A 17,260-nucleotide genomic window follows, 5' to 3' on the forward strand; every position below is an offset into this window, starting at 1 on the left:
TTTCAGCTCTCCGTGTCCTCGATGTAGATCTCCAGCCAAACAGTTTCACCTGAGCTTAACCGATGGGCGTCGTCATCCGGTTCCGCTGACACGGAGCTGCGCAGCAGCACCTGTCCGGCGGGCAGTTCAAGCGGCTCCGGCCCGACGTTCAGCAGCACCGCGGTGGTGCCGTTGAGGTACGCCAGCGAGGTGTCCGTGCACCAGTTCTCCAGCCAGGTGAGGGAGCCCTGGCCGAGGCTGAGCTCGCGCCGGAGCGCCAGCATCCGCCGGTACAGGGACAGATGCGACGACGGCGACGCGGCCTGCGCGTCGCGGGCCAGGCCGGCGAAGCTCGCCGGCTGCGGCAGCCAGGGATCCGCGCCCGAGCCGAAGCCCGCGTGGGGCTCGCCGGACCGCCACGGCAGGGGCACGCGGCAGCCGTCCCGCCCCAGACGCTCGCCCCCGGTCCGCCCGAAGGTGGGGTCCTGGCGCTGGCCGTCCGGAATGTCGATTCCGTCGGGCAGGCCGAGCTCCTCACCCTGGTAGAGGTACGCGCCGCCGGGCAGGCCCAGCATGAACATGGACGCCGCTGCGGCCCGGGAGCGGCCGAGCTCCTCGTCCGGCTGCGCGTCGGCCGGGCCGATGCCGTCGCCGTCGCGGGGCGCCGGACCGTTGTAGCCAAAGCGGGTGGCATGCCGGACGACGTCATGGTTGGACAGCACCCACGTGCTCGGCGCACCGACGGCGTCCAGCGCGGTCAGCGACTCGGTAATGACGCCGCGCATCCGGTGCACGTCCAGGCCCGTGTGCAGGTAGGGGAAGTTGAAGGCCTGGTGCATCTCGTCCGGGCGGACCCAGTCGGCCAGCCGGGGGAGCGGGTCCACGTTGGCTTCCGCGCAAAGGATGCGGTCGGGGCCGTACTCGGCCAGGATGCGGCGCCAGGACCGGTAGATGTCGTGCAGGGCCGGCTGGCCGAACATCGGGGCTTCGTGGCCGGGGAAGCCGTGCGAGCTGTTGCCGTCGGCCCGGCCGCCCCATTCGGGCAGGCCGGGTGCCTTGACGAGGGCGTGGGCCACGTCGACGCGGAAGCCGGAGACGCCGCGGTCCAGCCAGAACCGCAGGACACCCTCGAATTCGGCGTGGACGGCGTCGTTGTCCCAGTTGAAGTCGGGCTGGGACGTGTCGAAGAGGTGCAAGTACCACTGGCCCGGGTTGCCGTCAGGTTCGGTGATGCGGGTCCAGGCCGGCCCGCCGAAGTGTGACTGCCAGTTGTTCGGCGGTTCCTCGCCGAAGTAGCCGCGGCCGTCGCGGAAGATGAACATGTCCCGCTCCGGACTGCCCGCGGGAGCGGCCAGCGCCGCCTGGAATGCGGCGTGCTGGTCCGAGCAGTGGTTCGGCACCAGATCCACGATCACCCGCAGCCCAAGGCGCGTTGCCTCGGCCATCATGGCGTCGAAGTCTGCCAGGGTTCCAAACAAGGGATCTACGTCGCAGTAGTCGCTGACGTCGTAGCCGGCGTCGCGCTGTGGGGATCGGTAGAACGGCGAGAGCCAGACTGCGTCGATCTCCAGCTCGGCGAGCTGGGGGAGTTCGGCGGTGATGCCGGCAAGATCGCCGACGCCGTCGCCGTTAAGGTCCCGGAACGAGCGCGGGTACACCTGGTAGATCACGGCCGAGCGCCACCAGCCAGGGGTGTCATCTGCGGCGTGCACCAGGGTCAGCGGGCCGCTCAGTGCGGCGGGGGCTGTGAGTACTGAATCAACGGACATGCCGGTAATCGTAAGTCCCCGACAGGAAAATTGAAAACGCTTCCAGCCGATAAGTTTTTTGAGCCGTCCGGAGAGGCGCCAGAGAATCCGCAGGACGGACACGAAGGTTCCGCGCCAGTTGGCCTCCTGCCGGTGTCTTTCGGGTTTCCTGCCCGGCCATCACCCCCGCGACACGCCACCAAGATGACTTTTCAAAGCGTCCAGCACCGTGTACCTTGGAAGCGCTTGCAGCTGTGAGCCACATCACCGATGATGCCACCGGGCCAGGAATCTTCCGAAAAGCCCTCTGCGTGGATGCAGGATTTTATGAAAGGGACACCAATGAAGGTGCAGAACACCCTCACAACCGGAACCAGCCGCCGGGTATTCACGGCCGGTGCGATTTCCGTCGTTGCCGCGCTGGCGCTCAGCGCGTGCGGCGGGGCAGCAGCCACCGGCCCGGCCCCGGCCACGGCCACCGCGAAGCCGGACCTCAAGTCCGGCGGCGCCGGCACGATCACCATGTGGGTCGACGCCGAGCGCTCGCCCGCCCTGAAGGACATCACCGCGAAGTTCAAGGCGGACACCGGAATCGACGTCAAGCTCGTCGTTAAGGACTTCGCCGCCGTCCGCGACGACTTCATCACCCAGGTCCCCACCGGCAAGGGCCCGGACCTCATCGTCGGCCCGCACGACTGGGTAGGCAAGTTTGTCCAGAACGGCGTGATCGCGCCGGTTGAGCTGGGCGACAAGAAGGACGCCTTCCAGGAGTCCTCGATCAAGGCCATGACCTTTAACGGCTCCGTCTACGGTGTCCCCTACGCAATCGAGAACATCGCGCTGCTGCGCAACACGGCGATCGTGCCGGACGCGGCCAAGACCATGGACGAGGTCATCGCCAACGGCAAGAAGGCCGTCGCCGACGGCAAGGCCAAGTTCCCGTTCCTGGTCGGCATGGACCCGAAGCAGGGCGACCCGTACCACCTGTACCCGCTGCAGTCCTCCATGGGTTCGCAGGTCTTCGGCAAGGCTGCCGACGGCGGCTACGACCCGAAGCAGCTCCTGATCGGTGACGCCGCCGGCGTCGAGTTCGCGAAGAAGCTGGCCGCCTGGGGTGACAAGGGCGAGAAGATCATCAACTCCAACATCACCGGTGATATCGCCAAGGAGAAGTTCCTCGCCGGCGAGTCCCCCTACTACCTGACCGGTCCGTGGAACGTTCCGGACGTGCAGAAAAAGGGCATCAAGTTCGCCGTTGACGAGCTGCCGGCCGCCGGTGACAAGCCGGCCCAGCCGTTCATTGGCGTCAACGGCTTCTTCATCAGCGCCAAGAGCGCCAACGCCCTGGCCACCAACGAGTTCGTCACCAACTACCTCACCTCCGAGGCGGCCCAGGACTCCATGTACAAGGCCGGCGGCCGCCCGCCGGCACTGAAGGCATCCTTCGACAAGGCCGCGAGCGACCCGGTTGTGGCCGCGTTCGGCAAGATCGGCGCCACCGGCGTCCCGATGCCGGCCATCCCGGAAATGAGCGCGGTCTGGGCTGACTGGGGAGCCACCGAGCTCGCCCTGATCAAGGGCCAGGGCGACCCGGCCGCTGACTGGGCCAAGATGGCAGCCAGCATCAAGAGCAAAATCAAGGGTTAGTCCCCGCGCCGGTTCCTGACGCTTGCCAAGCGCCGGGAACCGGCAGCACCGGGCCGGGCGGCCGCCAAGCCGCCCGGCCCGTTCCTGCATCACCCCAGCTTCTCCCAAGGACTGTAGACAGCCATGTCAGAAACCGAACTCCGCGAGGACACAGACCCCGCAGCGTCGTCCGCCCCGGACACCGCCCCCACAATCCCCGGCCGGCAGGCCAGCAGTGTCCGCCGACGCCGGTCCGGCCCGGAGGGCACAAAGGGGACCATCGCCAAGATCGTGCTGCTGGGCCTCGTGGACGCCCTTGCCGTCTACGTCCTGATGATGCTCTTCCTGAGCCAGTCCTGGCTGGCGCTGGGAGTCTCCGCCGCCGTCGTGCTCACGATCAACTGGATCTACCTCCGCAAGGGCGGCCTGCCCGCCAAGTACCTGGCCCCCGGCGTGCTGTTCCTGCTGGTCTTCCAGGTCTTCGTGGTCATGTTCAGCGGCTACATCGCCTTCACCAACTACGGCGACGGCCACAACAGCACCAAGGATGACGCGATCGCCGCCATCCAGCTCACCGCGCAGAAGCGCGTCCCCGACTCACCGGCCTACAAGGCCGCCGTTCTCGCCAAGGACAACTCCTTCTACCTGCTCTTCACCGACCCGCAAGGCAAAGTCTCCCTCGGCAGCACCGAGAAGCCGTTGGAGGAAGTGGCCGCGGCCGGCAAGGACTCCACCGGCAAGGCCAACGCCCTGGACGGCTACCGGACCCTGAACTTCCAGGAAATCGTCGCCAACCAGCAGAGCATCCTGGACATCACCGTCCCGGTCTCCGCCAACCCGGCGGACGGCACCCTGCGCACCGCAGACGGCAGCAACGCCTACCAGTTCAAGCCTTCGCTGAAGTACGACGCCGCCGCGGACACCTTCACGGACACCGCCACCGGCTCCGTCTACCGCGACAACGGCAAGGGCGCCTTCGCGGCGGACAACGGCGAGACCCTCTCCACCGGCTGGAAGATCGACGTCGGCATGGAAAACTTCGCGCGCGCCTTCACCGATCCCAGCCTGCGCGGCCCGCTGCTCGGCGTCATCCTCTGGACCTTCACCTTCGCCGTGGCCTCGGTGGCGCTGACCTTCGCTCTCGGGCTGTTCCTGGCCATCACCTTCAACCGTGAGGACCTGAAAGGCAAGAAGGTATACCGGATCCTGATGATCCTGCCCTACGCCTTCCCGGCCTTCCTCACCGGCCTGGTCTGGTCCGGCATCCTCAACCCCGAGTTCGGCTGGCTCAACCAGACCCTGCTCGGCGGCGCATCGATCGGCTGGCTCACCGACCCGGTCCTGGCCAAGATCAGCGTCCTGGTGGTCAACCTCTGGCTCGGCTTCCCATACATGTTCCTGGTCTGTACCGGGGCCCTGCAGTCGCTGCCCTCGGAACTGGACGAGGCCGCCCGGATGGACGGCGCCGGTCCGTGGCGGGTGTTCCGCTCCATCAAGCTGCCGCTGCTGCTGGTGTCGATCGCGCCGCTGCTGATCTCTTCCTTCGCCTTCAACTTCAACAACTTCAACGTGATCTTCATGCTCACCGGCGGCGGGCCCCGCTTCGCCGACACGAACCGGGACATCGGAGCCACCGACATCCTGATCACCCTGGTGTACAAGGTGGCGTTCGGGCAGGGCACCGGCCGTGACTACGGCCTCGCCAGCGCGCTGGCGATCATCATCTTCATCATCGTGGCTACCGTCGCGGCCATCAGTTTCAAGCAGACCAAAGCACTCGAGGACGTGAACTCATGAACGGGTCAGCATCGCGCACCGCCGCACGGGCGGACGACGCCGAACAGGGCACCGGCACCACCGCAGCCACCACCGACGTCGACTACCTCAAGTCGCTGCATCGCCGGCGTCCTTTCGGGGTCTGGTTCAAGGACAAGGGCTGGCGCCACCTGGTGGGCGTCACCGTGACGATCTTCGCGGTCTTCCCGCTGCTCTACGTGCTTTCCGCGGCCCTGAATTCCACCGGCACCCTGGTGGGCTCCAACGCGCTGTTCAGCAAGATCGACTTCGGCAACTTCACGGCCCTGTTCGACATGCCCTCGCGGCCCTTTGCCCAATGGTTTTTGAACACCATGGTGGTGGGCGGCGTGACCTCCGCGGCCACGGTGTTCTTGGGGGCGATGGCGGCGTACGCCTTTTCCCGGATGCGCTTCAAGGGCCGCCGGATCGGGCTGCTGAGCCTGCTCCTGCTGCAGATGTTTCCGCAGCTGCTGGCCGTGGTGGCCATCTTCCTGCTGCTCAGCGGCATCTCCGAGGTCATCCCCGCGCTGGGCCTGGGCAGCCAGCTGGGCCTGATCATGGTCTACCTCGGCGGCGCCCTGGGCGTGAACACCTACCTGATGTACGGCTTCTTCAACACCGTGCCGCAGTCCCTGGACGAGGCCGCCAAGATCGACGGCGCCAGCCACACGCAGATCTTCTTCGGCATCATCATGCGCCTGGTCACGCCGATCCTGGCCGTCGTGGGCCTGCTGTCCTTCATCGGCATCTCCGGCGAGTTCGTGATCGCCAGTGTGGTGCTCACGGACCCGGACAGCCAGACCCTCGCCGTCGGGCTCTATTCCTTCGTGGCGCAGCAGCGCTCCGAAAACTGGGGCGTCTTTGCCGCCGGCGCGGTCATCTCCGCCATTCCGGTGATGGCCCTGTTCCTGTTCCTGCAGCGCTACATCGTCAGCGGCCTCACGGCGGGATCGGTGAAGGGTTAGGCATGTCAGGTGCTGCCGCGGCCGGGCTGCTCCCGCACCACGATGGCTCCGGCCTGCACGCCGTGCAGGCGGCGGGTCCCGGAGCCGGAGCCCGGCTCCGGGTCCGCATCCCGGCCGGGTGGGGTGCGGCCAGCCGGGTCTGGCTGCGCTCCGTGCACGACGGCGAACCGCGGTACAAAGGCTGCGTGAGCCTCGGCGACGCTGACGGCTGGGCCTGGTGGGAAGCGGGCATGACGGTCACCAACCCGGTGGCCCGCTACCGGTTCCTGATCGAAGCCGGTCCCCGGTACTGGAGCCTCAACGCGCAGGGCCTCTTCAGCCGCGACGTCTCCGACTACGCGGACTTCCGGCTGACGACGTTCCCGGCCGCTCCGCCCTGGCTGCGCCAGGGCACCCTGTACCAGGTGTTCCCGGACCGTTTTGCCCGCTCGGCAAAGGCTGCGGAGCGCCCGATCCCTGACTGGGCCGTGCCCTGCGACTGGGACACCCCGGTGCAGGGCGCTTCCGCCGAGACGCCTTATCAGTTTTACGGCGGCGACCTGCCGGGCATCACGGAGCACCTGGACCACATCCAGGGGCTCGGGGCGGACATCATCTACCTGACGCCGTTCTTCCCCGCCCGGTCCAACCACCGCTACGACGCCGCGACGTTTTCCGTGGTGGACCCGCTGCTGGGCGGCGACGAGGCCCTGGTGGAGCTCGTGGAAGCGGCGCACGCGCGCGGCCTGAAGGTGATGGGGGACCTGACCGCCAACCATTCCGGCGATGCGCACGAGTGGTTCCAGCGCGCCCTGGCAGCGCCCGGGTCGGAGGAAGCCGGCTACTACTACTTCACCAAGGACCACAGCTCCTACGAGGCCTGGTACGGCGTGGCCTCGCTGCCCAAGCTGAACTGGGCCTCGGCGGCCCTGCGGCAGAAGTTCGTCCTGGCCGACGACTCTCCGGTGGCCCGCTGGCTCCGGCCGCCGTTCAACCTGGACGGCTGGCGGATCGACGTCGGCAACATGACCGGGCGACTCGGCGAAACCGACCTCAACCAGGAGGTGGCCCGGCTGATCGCGGACCGGGTCCGCGGGATCAACCCGGATGCGGCGCTGCTGGCCGAGGCGACCAACGATGCCGCGCCGGACTTCAGCGGGGAGCACTGGCACGGCGCCATGACGTACTCCAACTTCACCCGTCCGCTCTGGGCCTGGCTGTCCGGCGACGCCGGCCACGTCAACTTTTTCGGCACCCCGCTGCCCGGGCCCAACCGGATGGACGCGGAGGATTTCCTCGCCACGCACCAGGACCTGGCCGCGGCCTTCAGCTGGGAGGTCCGGCAGCAGAACATGAACGCCCTGAACAGTCACGACACGGCCCGGGCCGCCAGCGTCATGATCGACGGCGGCCAGCAGCTGGGCGCGGTGCTGATGTTCACCCTCCCCGGCGTGCCGGTGGTGTTCGCCGGGGATGAGTTCGGGCTCAAGGGCGACAATGGGGAGTTCTCCCGCACGCCCATGCCCTGGACCGAGCCGGGACGGATCCTGGCTGACCTCCGGGGCGTCTACGCCGCGCTCACCGCGCTGCGCCGGGAAGAGCCTGCCCTCACCGGCGGCGGGATCCGCTGGCTGCATGCGCAGGGGGACGCGCTGGCGTTCGTGCGCGAAACTGCGGACAACGCCGTGCTGGTCGTCGTGGCCAGGGCCGCCGCGGACGTGGTCCTCGCCGAGGGCCTGCTCTCGGCCCGGCAGCTTGCTGCGCTCGCGCTTGCGCCGGCCTTTACCGCCGGCAGCATCTCGGCGGACCCGGCGGCGGCGGACCCCGCTGCGGCGGGCGCGCTGATCCGGGCCGGCGGCCCCGCCGCCGCCGTCTGGGTGCTGCCCGGAGTCAGGCTGCCGGCACCCTAGACTGAAGGTCAAGACCGACGGCCGGATTCGATGGAGAACTGGAGAGCGCATGCGCAGCATTGTTGAGGAGCTGACTTCTGCCCTGGGCAGCGGGAAGGTCGCCGTGGATGGGGCTACCCTGGCCGCCTACGCCGTGGACCAGGCGCCGGTGCTGGACTACCAGCTCCCGCAGGCGGTGGTCCTGGCCGAATCCGTGGCGGACGTCCAGGCAGTGGTGCAGGCCTGCGCCGCCGGCCGGATCCCGCTGGTGGCCCGCGGGGCGGGCACCGGAGTCTCCGGCGGCGCCCACGCCAGCGAGAACTGCGTGGTGCTCAGCCTGGAACGGATGAACCGTATCCTGGACCTCAACCCGGACGACGAGACCGCCGTCGTCGAACCCGGCGTCATCAACGCCGAACTCAACGCCGCCGCGGCGGTGCACGGCCTGATGTACGCCCCGGACCCGGCCAGCTACAAGGTCTCCACCATCGGCGGCAACGTCGCCACCAACGCCGGCGGCCTGCGTTGCGCGAAATACGGGGTTACCCGCGACTCGGTGCTGGCGCTCGACGTCGTCCTCGCGGACGGCACACTCATCCACACCGGACACCAGACCTTCAAGGGCGTGGCCGGCTACGACCTCACCGGACTGTTCGTGGGCTCTGAAGGAACCCTCGGGATCGTCGTCGGGATTACGGTGCGGCTGAAGTACCTGCCCCGGGACGTCCACACCATCGCCGCGTTCTACCCCGACTTCCGCAGCGCCGCGGCCGGTGTCCTCGCGGTGGGAACGGCGCGCGTGCAGCCGGCCATCATGGAACTGCTCGACGGCGGGTCGCTCGCCCAGCTCGACGACGCCCATGGCTCGGACCTGGCCTCCCGGGGCGCCTCCCTGCTGCTGATCCAGACCGACGGCTTCGGCGCCGCGGCGGAGGCTGCCGCGATCCGGCCGCTGCTGGCCGCCGGCGGGGCCGTGGTGACCATGGAGGCCAACGCCGAGGCCGAACAGCTCGTGGAGCTCCGCCGCAACAGCCGGGGCGTGGAAGTCGACGACGAATACCGGGTGGGCGAGGATGTCGCCGTGCCGCGGTCCCGGCTGGTGGACTACGTCGCGGAGCTGGAGGCGATGGCCGTCAGGCACGAGGTCAGGCTCAAGGTGGTGGCACACGCCGGCGACGGCAACCTGCACCCCACCTTCTGGGTGGACCGGACCGGCGACGCCGTGGACGCTGCGGCCATGGAACGTCTGGGCGCCGCCCTGGACAACTCCGTTACCGTGGCCCTCGCGATGGGCGGCACCATCACGGGGGAGCACGGCGTGGGCCAGTACAAGCTGCGTTGGCTGGGGCTGGAGCAGAAGGAACCGGTGCGCGAGCTGCAGCGCCGGATCAAGGAACTCTTCGACCCGGCCGGGATCCTGAACCCCGGCAAGGCGATTTAGCCTGCCTGTGCTGGAACCCGTTCGTCCGGGCCCTTGGTCGGTTAGTCGTCGGAGTCCGGGTACTCCTCGACCGCCTCGTCCTTGCCGTAGCGGGACTCCTCGGTCTCGACCTCGAGGATCTTGAGCAGTTCGGTGTCCGGATTGAGCATGATTGCGGCCTCGTCGCGGCGGTGCCGGAGTTCGGAGTCGATGTAGGACTGCACGGCCTCCGCCAGCGGAATGTGCCGGTTCTCCTTCTCGGACATGTACCAGCGGTGCTCCAGGATTTCGTGCACGGCTTCCGCGGGCTCGAGCTTGCCGGACAGGTCGCGCGGGATTGACCGGACGATCGGCTCGAAAATCTGGCTCACCCACAGGTGCGCGCTGTATTCCTCGTCCATGCCCGGGTTGTTGTCCGCCCGGAAGGAATCCATGTCGTTCAGCAGCCGCCGCGCCTGGTTTTCCTGCGCATCCAGTCCGGTCAGGCGCAGCAGCCGGCGCTGGTGGTGCCCGGCGTCCACCACCTTGGGCTGCAACTGGATCGTGGAGCCGTTCTGCGTGGTCTTAATGGCGTATTCCTCCACGTCGAAGCCCAGCTCGTTGAGCCGCCGGATGCGCGCGGCCACCCGCCAGCGCTCACCGATCTCGAAGGACTCCTTCTCCGTCAGCTCAGTCCAGAGCCGCCGATAGCTATCCATGATGAGCTCGCTGGTCGCGACCGGGTCCACTTTCTCCTCGATCAGTCCGCCGTCGAGCAGGTCCATCAGTTCGCCGGCGATGTTGACCCGGGCGATCTCCAGGTCGTACTCGCGCTGGCCGGTGGACAGGTCCGGGTACAGTTCACCGGTTTCGGCGTCCACGAGGTAGGCGGCAAAGGCGCCGGCGTCGCGCCGGAACAAGGTATTGGAGAGCGAGACGTCGCCCCAGTAGAAGCCGATCAGGTGCAGCCGGACCAGGAGCAGGGCCTGGGCGTCGATCAGCCGGGTCAGGGTGTCCTTGCGCAGCATCTGGGAAAACAGTGCGCGATAGGGCATGGAGAACTTCAGGTGCCGGGTGACCAGCACGGGGTTCAGCGGCCGGCCCTCCGGGGTGGTCCGGCCGGTGATGACGGCCACCGGCTCCACGCAGGGAACGTCCAGCCGGGCGAGCTTGCGGAGCATGTGGTACTCGTGCCGGGCAATGTGCTCGGAGGTTTCCTTGATGGCGATCACGGAGCCGCCGAGGTGGGCAAAGCGCACGATGTGCCGGGAGATGCCGCGGGGGAGGGCCGCCAGGTATTCCGCCGGCCAGTCCTCCAGGGCGATGTGCCACGGCAGGTCCAGCAGCTCCGGTTCGGTGGCGGCAGCCGTGATGCTCAGCGAACTGGAGACGCCCTTGTCGTCGTTGGCGCTGGCGGCCACGTACCGAGGCAGTTTGCCGATCTGCCCGTAGTCAGTGGGTTCGTCGTGCCACTGGGCGCCGTTGTCCTCGGTCATGCGGTTTTCCTCGGTCATAATCGCAATTCTCCCGTACGAGGGCGGGCCTCGCCTAAAATCTGCTGGTTAACGGCCGACGGCGGCCCTCCCGAAAGGAGGACCGCCGTCGGTTGCAACGCGGGTGCGTAGGGGGATTAGTCGCCGAGGCGCAGGCCGGTCTTGGTGTCGAACAGGTGCACGTGGCCCGACTGCGGGCGGACCCAGACGGTCTCGCCCTTCATCGGAGGGCGGCGGCCGTCGACGCGGGCCACGATGTCGTGGTCCTTGCCGTCCAGCGTGGTGTGGCCGTAGACGTAGGCGTCGGCACCGAGTTCTTCGACGACGTCGACCTCGACCTGGAGGCCCTCGCCCTGCGGGGCGGTTTCGAGGTCCTCGGGACGGGTGCCCAGGGTGACGGTGGAGCCGGAAGCGACCTCGAGGACATCGCGCGGGACCGGGTAAACGGTGCCACCGAACTGGACGCCGCCGTCGACGACGGGAAGTTCGAGCAGGTTCATGGCCGGGGAGCCGATGAAGCCGGCAACGAAGACGTTCTTCGGCTTGTCGTAGAGGTTGCGCGGGGTGTCAACCTGCATCAGTAGGCCGTCCTTGAGGACGGCGACGCGGTCGCCCATGGTCATGGCCTCGACCTGGTCGTGGGTGACGTAGACCGTGGTGACGCCGAGGCGGCGGGTCAGCGACGCGATCTGCGTACGGGTCTGCACGCGGAGCTTGGCATCGAGGTTGGACAGCGGCTCGTCCATCAGGAACACCTGCGGATTACGCACGATTGCGCGGCCCATGGCGACGCGCTGGCGCTGGCCGCCGGAGAGCGCCTTCGGCTTGCGGTCCAGGTACGGCTCGAGGTCCAGGAGCTTGGCGGCTTCACGGACGCGCTCGGCGCGTTCTTCCTTGCTGACGCCGGCGATCTTCAGCGCGAAGCCCATGTTGTCCGCAACCGTCATGTGCGGGTACAGCGCGTAATTCTGGAACACCATCGCGATGTCGCGGTCCTTGGGCGGCATGTCGGTGACGTCGCGGTCACCGATCAGGATCCGGCCGGAGTTCACGTCTTCAAGACCTGCGAGCATGCGCAGGGAGGTGGACTTTCCACAGCCGGAGGGTCCAACGAGGACCAGGAACTCGCCGTCGGCGATTTCAATGTTGAGCTTGTCAACAGCGGGCTTCTCTGTGCCCGGGTACAGACGCGTAGCGTTATCAAAAGTAACTGTAGCCACAGTTATCAATCCCTTCACCGGCAGGTACGTGCCGGACGATCCGTAGTGAATGGTTCTTTGTATTCAGTTGTGGCATCCGCAGATGGATGCGCATGCTCCCCGGCCGAAGCCGAGGAGCATCCAATGACGCCGCACGGTAGTTGTGCGCCACATCACATACAGAGTATGTCAGATTTTTGGTTTTAGGGTGAAAAGGTTACGGATATCACAGGTGAGCTTCCTTACTCCTGCCCGTATGCTGTGCGCATGACAGCCCTGCAGATCTATGTCAGTTTCCCCGGTACGGCCCGCGAAGCGCTCGGCTTCTATGCGGAGGTTTTCGGCGGCGAGCTTACCTTGTTCACGTATGAGCAGTTCAGCCGCAGCGACGGACCCCCGGGCGCCATCGCGCACGGGGAGCTCAAGGGCGCGGTAGCGCTGGCGGGGGCGGACGCAGCGGCGGATGAGAAAACCGTGCGCTGCGAAGGCCTCATGCTCTCGCTGCTGGGAACGGCCGAACCGGTGGTCCTGCACGAGTGGTTCGACAAGCTCGCCCACGGCGGCCGGGTGGTGGACCCCCTTGCGCCGAGGCCATGGGGCGCCACGGACGGACAGGTCATCGATCGGCACGGGCTGCACTGGCTGATTGGATACGAACCTGACGCACCGCCCAATTAGGTCGCCCTAGTTGTCGTTGTGACGGGTGAAAACGACAACTATTGGGAGTCAGTTGGTTCAGGCTTCGTGTCTTTCTCGGTGCGGGCCTTGCGCGTGGGGTCGACGGTGCCGTCCGCCCCGTAGTTGCCCTCGGAATACCGTCCGATTTCCGCCTCCGCCGTCCGGCCCGGCGCGGAACCGGCACCGCCGTAGTTGGCTCTGACGTAGCGCCCCGATTCCCGGGCCTTGTCGCCCAGCGGTTCGGGCAGCCCGCCCTCGGTGCCTGCAGCGCCGTAGTCCCCCTCGACGTACTGGCCTTCCTCGTCGTCCGCATGACGGCCGGACTGCGCGCCGGATTTACCGAAGTTGCCTTCGACGTACCGGCCGCGCAGATCTTTTTCCCCGGGGTTTGGTCCGGAACCGGCTGCCTTCGAGGTGCTTTCCATGCCGCTGTTCTCACTCATGATCGTCCCTTTCGCAAACGAAATCTGCGTCTTCTGCGGCGCAATTTAAGTCTAGCGAGGGCGGGCGCTATGGATACCGCCTAGCCGCTAACAGCCTTCGTCCGTTCGCGCAGCAGCGCTTCCAGCAGTTCGGAGACGTAAACCGGCGCCTCCACGCGGAACTCGGCCTGGGTAAAGTCCAGCCCCACCTTGACGCCCACGTCGCCGGCAAGGAGGCTGCCCAGGGCATCCTCGTCGGTGGTGTCATCACCGGCGAAGACCACCGCGGTGGCCCCGGTGGCCTGGCGGAGGAAGGAGACACCCTCGCCCTTGGAGGCGTGGACGACGGCGGTCTCCAGCACGCGGTTCCCCGTTTTGAGGAATACGCCCGGGCGGTTCTGCAGGGCGGCCTTGGCCGCCGACACGGCGTCCTCGGCGACGTCGTCGGCGGCCAGCCGGGTGTGCAGGACGACGCCGGCTGGCTTGTCCTCGAGCAGGGTGCCGGGGGCGACGTCCACGATCTCGGCCAGGATCCGCCGGACGTCGGCGAGCAGTTCGCGCTGTGCGTCTTCCAGGACTAGTTCGGCGGAGCCGGAGCCCATCCAAATTTCCGCGCCGTGGCTACCGATCAGCAGGGTCTTCTCCGGCGGCGAGGCGACTTCCCGGAGGCTGTCCAGGGCCCGGCCGGAGATGAGCGCCGTCGTCGTCGCCGGCAGTTCCGCGAGGGCGGCGAAGGCGGCGGCGGAGCGGGGCAGGGAGCGGGCGTCCGCCGCGTGGTCCACCAGCGGAGCCATGGTGCCGTCGAAGTCCATCGCCACCAGCAGGTGCTCGGTGCCGGCGACGCGGTGCAGGGCCGCCAGCAGTTCGGGGGAGAGCGAGAGCCGGGTGTCGGGGTGGGGATCAGGAGTCATCGCGGACCACCTTTTCCTTCAGCGCGCTGAGGAAGTCAGCGGACCAGAGGTCGACGTCGTGGGTGAGGATCTGCTTGCGCATGGCGCGCATCCGGCGGGCGGCCTCGGTGGGCTGCATGTTGACTGCCCGCATGATGGTGTCCTTGAGGCCGTCGATGTCGTGCGGGTTCATCAGGAGCGCCTGCTTGAGCTGGTCCGCGGCGCCGGCGAACTCGCTGAGCACCAGGGCGCCGTCGTTGTTCGTGCGGGCCGTGACGTATTCCTTGGCGACCAGGTTCATGCCGTCGCGAAGGGCGGTGACGAGCATAACGTCGGCGGCCAAGTAGAGGGCCACCATTTCCTCGATCGGGTAGCTGTGGTGCAGGTATCGGACGGCGGTGTTCTGCATCGTGTCGTAGGTGCCGTTGATGTGCCCGACGGTGCCTTCGACTTCCTCGCGCAGCAGCCGGTACTGTTCGACGCGCTCGCGGCTGGGGCTGGCCACCTGGATCAGGGAAGCGTCCTCCACCGTGACCTTGCCGTCCTGCAGCAGCTCCTCGTACGCCTTGAGCCGGTGCCGGATACCCTTGGTGTAGTCCAGCCGGTCCACGCCCAGCAGGATGGTCTTGGGGTTGCCGAGGTCCCGGCGGATCTGCTTGGCCCGCTCGATGATCTCCGGCTTGCGCGCCAGTTCGCTGATCTGCTTGACATCGATGGAGATCGGGAAGGCCTGGGCGCGGGCGATGTGGGTGGTTTCGCCGTCGGCGCCCTTGACGTGCACCTGCTGTTGTTTGACGCTGGCGCCGAGGAAGCGGCGGGCCGAGCGCATGAAGTTCCCGGCGTCACTGCTGCGCTGGAAGCCGACTAGGTCCGCGCCCAGCAGGCCGTCGATGATCGCGTGGCGCCACGGCAGCTGCGCGAAGATCTCCGGCGGCGGGAAGGGAATGTGGTTGAAGAAGCCGATCTTGAGGTCCGGGCGCGCCTCGCGGAGCATTTTGGGGACGAGCTGCAGCTGGTAGTCCTGCACCCAGACCGTGGCGCCGTGGGCGGCGTGGCGGACGACGGCGTCAGCGAACCGCCTGTTGACCTTGCGGTACGAGTCCCACCAAGCGCGGTGGAACTCGGGCGGCGCGATCACGTCGTGGTACAGCGGCCAGAGCGTAGCGTTGGAGAAGCCCTCATAGAACAGCTCAATGTCCCGGGTGCTGAGCTGGACCGGGATCAGGTCGATGCCGCCGTGGCTGAACGGCTCGAGGTGTTCGTCGGGGGCGCCGTGCCAGCCCACCCAGGCGCCGTCGGTCTTGGTCATCATGGGCGCCAGCGCCGTCACCAGGCCACCGGGGGAGCGGCGCCAGCCGTCTTCGCAGCCGGGCTCATCCGGGGAGCACCTGTCCACCGGCAGGCGGTTGGACACCACCATGAAGTCGAAGCTCGCACCCGGCTCGGCGGCGTCCGGGTGCTTGTCCGTCGCTGGTACGGCATCCTGCTTCCCGGCTGTCTGCGCAGTGTTGTGCTCCGCGCGCTGCTCGGCGTGGTCCGTTGCTTGCATTGGTGCCCCCTGGGTCGCTTGTGGCTCTCATACACCCTAGCCGGGCGGAATCTTCTGTGCTATTCGTCCGTTGGGCACACGGAAGGAAACTTGAAAGCGCAAGCTCCTCAGGTTTCTCCCCTAAAATGATGAAGTTGCCACCCAGTGGACCATCCATGGCCGATCGACACGAGGAACTAATGAGCGCCGCAAACGAACCCCGTCAGTCCAAAGCGGAGCGCACCGCTGCGGCCCGCGAGAAAGCCCGTGAGATCCGCGAGGCGCAACTGAAGAAGGACAAGCGCAACAAGCTGCTCATCGGCTGGGGCATCGTAGCGGCCGTCGTCGCCATCGTCGTGATTGTGGCCCTGGTGGTCACCTCTAACATCAAGAACAACGCCCCGGTGGCCGATTCCGGCCCGACCCCGGCGAACGGCAACATCCACGGCGGCGTCACCTTGCTGGCCAACACCGAGGTGGCGAAAACGGACCCGGCCACCGTGAACGTCGCAGACCTGCCATCGCCGGCCGCCACCCCGCCCGCTGAGATCAAGGCGCCCGGGGCCGAGGCCGTCGCCGGCAAGCCGGTCAAGGTAGTCCTCTACATCGACTTCATCTGCCCCGTCTGCAAGAACTTCGAGGCCCAGTACAACGAGACCCTCACCAAGCTGCGCAACGAGGGCAAGATTACGGTCGAGTACCGTCCGCTCGGCTTCCTGGACAGCCGCTCCAGCACCAACTACTCCTCGCGCGCGGCCAACGCCGCGGCCTGCGTCGTGAACGAATCCCCCGAGAAGTACTCCGCTTTCGTTGACGAACTCTTCGCGAAGCAGCCGGCAGAAGGCGGCGCGGGCCTCTCCGATGCCGAGCTGAAGAAGATGGCGACCGACGTCGGGGCCAAGAGCATCGACAAGTGCGTCGACGACAAGACCTACCGCCCGTACGTGAAGTACACCACCCAGGAGGCGGCGGCCATCGGTGTGACCGGGACGCCGACGGTCTTCGTCGATGGCAAGCAGTGGGGCAAGGGCGCCAGCGCCCAGACCCCGTTCGAGCAGTTCCTGCAGGCCGCGGTCGACGCCAAGAAGTAGCCACCGCACGAAGCAGCAGCCCGGCCCCGGATCCGTCCGGGGCCGGGCTCTTTCTTTGCCGGCCACGTGCCGGCATTTTTTACCGGCACGCCTCCGTGGGCTACCCTTATCTAGCAGTTAGCGTCCGGCCCATTGCGGGCAGACGACGACGGCGGATTGCCTCCTTAGCTCAGTTGGCCAGAGCACCGCTCTTGTAAAGCGGGGGTCGTCGGTTCGAATCCGACAGGGGGCCCAACGAACCCCACTGGCACATCACTTTCACCGAGCGGATGAGTATGTCCATCCCGTCCCCAGATGTGTTCCTGCAGGCAGGACGCTGGGTTGCGGCGCGTCGGCGAGCGAGAACCTCAATGTCGGGAGCGTCCGTCGGCTTGTGTTACGTTGTGGTCAGTATTCCGTCGACGGAGGTCGAAGGAGAAAAAGGCAAACCCGGGGCAACCCGGGGACGCAAAGCCACGGGGCCCAAGCGGTCAGCCGGGCCGCCAACCAGCAAAGGTCTCCTGAGATGCACGCACTTATTTCGACCGCGAAAGTCAAAGCGATAAAGCTCCGGAGAGCATCTTCCGGATATTCCGAT

13 protein-coding genes, 1 tRNA gene and 1 riboswitch are annotated in these 17,260 nt (G+C 67.2%); of the genes, 8 read left to right on the forward strand and 6 right to left on the reverse strand.

Going from position 1 to position 17,260, the window contains the following annotated elements:
- Positions 1–2 precede the first annotated feature (2 nt).
- Complete coding sequence (locus ACUYM2_RS03245) at positions 3–1,748, reverse strand: glycoside hydrolase family 13 protein (RefSeq protein WP_481598768.1); 1,746 nt, start codon at positions 1,746–1,748, stop codon at positions 3–5.
- Positions 1,749–2,069: 321 nt separating this feature from the next.
- Between ACUYM2_RS03245 and ACUYM2_RS03250 the strand changes: the two genes are divergently transcribed.
- The 5 genes from ACUYM2_RS03250 (at position 2,070) to ACUYM2_RS03270 (ending at position 9,424) form a co-directional block, all read left to right on the forward strand.
- Positions 2,070–3,374 (forward strand): sugar ABC transporter substrate-binding protein, encoded by a 1,305-nt coding sequence (locus ACUYM2_RS03250; protein ID WP_481598769.1) that lies wholly within the window; start codon positions 2,070–2,072, stop codon positions 3,372–3,374.
- Positions 3,375–3,497: 123 nt separating this feature from the next.
- On the forward strand, positions 3,498–5,150 hold the full coding sequence (locus ACUYM2_RS03255) for an ABC transporter permease subunit (protein WP_481598770.1): 1,653 nt from the start codon (positions 3,498–3,500) through the stop codon (positions 5,148–5,150).
- Positions 5,147–6,115: a sugar ABC transporter permease gene (locus ACUYM2_RS03260; protein ID WP_481598771.1), complete on the forward strand. Its 969-nt coding sequence runs from the start codon at positions 5,147–5,149 to the stop codon at positions 6,113–6,115. Before ACUYM2_RS03255 ends, ACUYM2_RS03260 begins: the two co-directional genes overlap by 4 nt.
- Before the next feature lie 2 nt (positions 6,116–6,117).
- The gene (locus ACUYM2_RS03265) at positions 6,118–8,004 is read left to right on the forward strand and encodes a glycoside hydrolase family 13 protein (protein WP_481598772.1); all 1,887 of its coding nucleotides are present in this window, start codon (positions 6,118–6,120) and stop codon (positions 8,002–8,004) included.
- A 49-nt stretch (positions 8,005–8,053) separates the two neighbouring features.
- Positions 8,054–9,424, forward strand: coding sequence for an FAD-binding oxidoreductase (locus ACUYM2_RS03270; RefSeq protein WP_481598773.1), 1,371 nt, complete (start codon positions 8,054–8,056; stop codon positions 9,422–9,424).
- A 41-nt stretch (positions 9,425–9,465) separates the two neighbouring features.
- Here ACUYM2_RS03270 and ACUYM2_RS03275 read toward each other — a convergent pair whose 3' ends face one another.
- Both ACUYM2_RS03275 and ACUYM2_RS03280 read right to left on the reverse strand, forming a co-directional pair.
- Positions 9,466–10,878, reverse strand: a complete 1,413-nt coding sequence (locus ACUYM2_RS03275) for a DUF4032 domain-containing protein (RefSeq protein WP_481601390.1) — start codon at positions 10,876–10,878, stop codon at positions 9,466–9,468.
- Between the two features lie 134 nt (positions 10,879–11,012).
- A complete protein-coding gene (locus ACUYM2_RS03280) occupies positions 11,013–12,095 on the reverse strand; it encodes an ABC transporter ATP-binding protein (protein ID WP_346960039.1) in 1,083 nt (360 codons plus the stop codon).
- Positions 12,096–12,341: 246 nt separating this feature from the next.
- Between ACUYM2_RS03280 and ACUYM2_RS03285 the strand changes: the two genes are divergently transcribed.
- Positions 12,342–12,752, forward strand: coding sequence for a VOC family protein (locus tag ACUYM2_RS03285; protein WP_481598774.1), 411 nt, complete (start codon positions 12,342–12,344; stop codon positions 12,750–12,752).
- A gap of 38 nt (positions 12,753–12,790) precedes the next feature.
- On the opposite strand, the gene ACUYM2_RS03290 is transcribed toward ACUYM2_RS03285, so the two are convergent.
- The 3 genes from ACUYM2_RS03290 to ACUYM2_RS03300 all read right to left on the reverse strand — a co-directional run bounded on the left by ACUYM2_RS03290 (position 12,791) and on the right by ACUYM2_RS03300 (position 15,484).
- Positions 12,791–13,195, reverse strand: coding sequence for a hypothetical protein (locus ACUYM2_RS03290; protein WP_481598775.1), 405 nt, complete (start codon positions 13,193–13,195; stop codon positions 12,791–12,793).
- Between the two features lie 80 nt (positions 13,196–13,275).
- A complete protein-coding gene (gene otsB / locus ACUYM2_RS03295; protein WP_481598776.1) occupies positions 13,276–14,085 on the reverse strand; it encodes a trehalose-phosphatase in 810 nt (269 codons plus the stop codon).
- Positions 14,075–15,484, reverse strand: a complete 1,410-nt coding sequence (locus tag ACUYM2_RS03300) for an alpha,alpha-trehalose-phosphate synthase (UDP-forming) (protein WP_481601391.1) — start codon at positions 15,482–15,484, stop codon at positions 14,075–14,077. The genes otsB and ACUYM2_RS03300 overlap by 11 nt, the downstream gene beginning before the upstream one ends.
- 308 nt (positions 15,485–15,792) lie before the next feature.
- Between ACUYM2_RS03300 and ACUYM2_RS03305 the strand changes: the two genes are divergently transcribed.
- Together ACUYM2_RS03305 and ACUYM2_RS03310 are read left to right on the forward strand one after the other, a co-directional pair.
- Positions 15,793–16,683, forward strand: coding sequence for a DsbA family protein (locus ACUYM2_RS03305; protein WP_481598777.1), 891 nt, complete (start codon positions 15,793–15,795; stop codon positions 16,681–16,683).
- A gap of 158 nt (positions 16,684–16,841) precedes the next feature.
- Positions 16,842–16,915, forward strand: a tRNA-Thr gene (locus tag ACUYM2_RS03310).
- A 180-nt stretch (positions 16,916–17,095) separates the two neighbouring features.
- Positions 17,096–17,170: riboswitch (cyclic di-GMP riboswitch) on the forward strand.
- Positions 17,171–17,260: the final 90 nt, after the last annotated feature.

The sequence above is a fragment of the Arthrobacter sp. SD1074B genome, assembly GCF_056780195.1.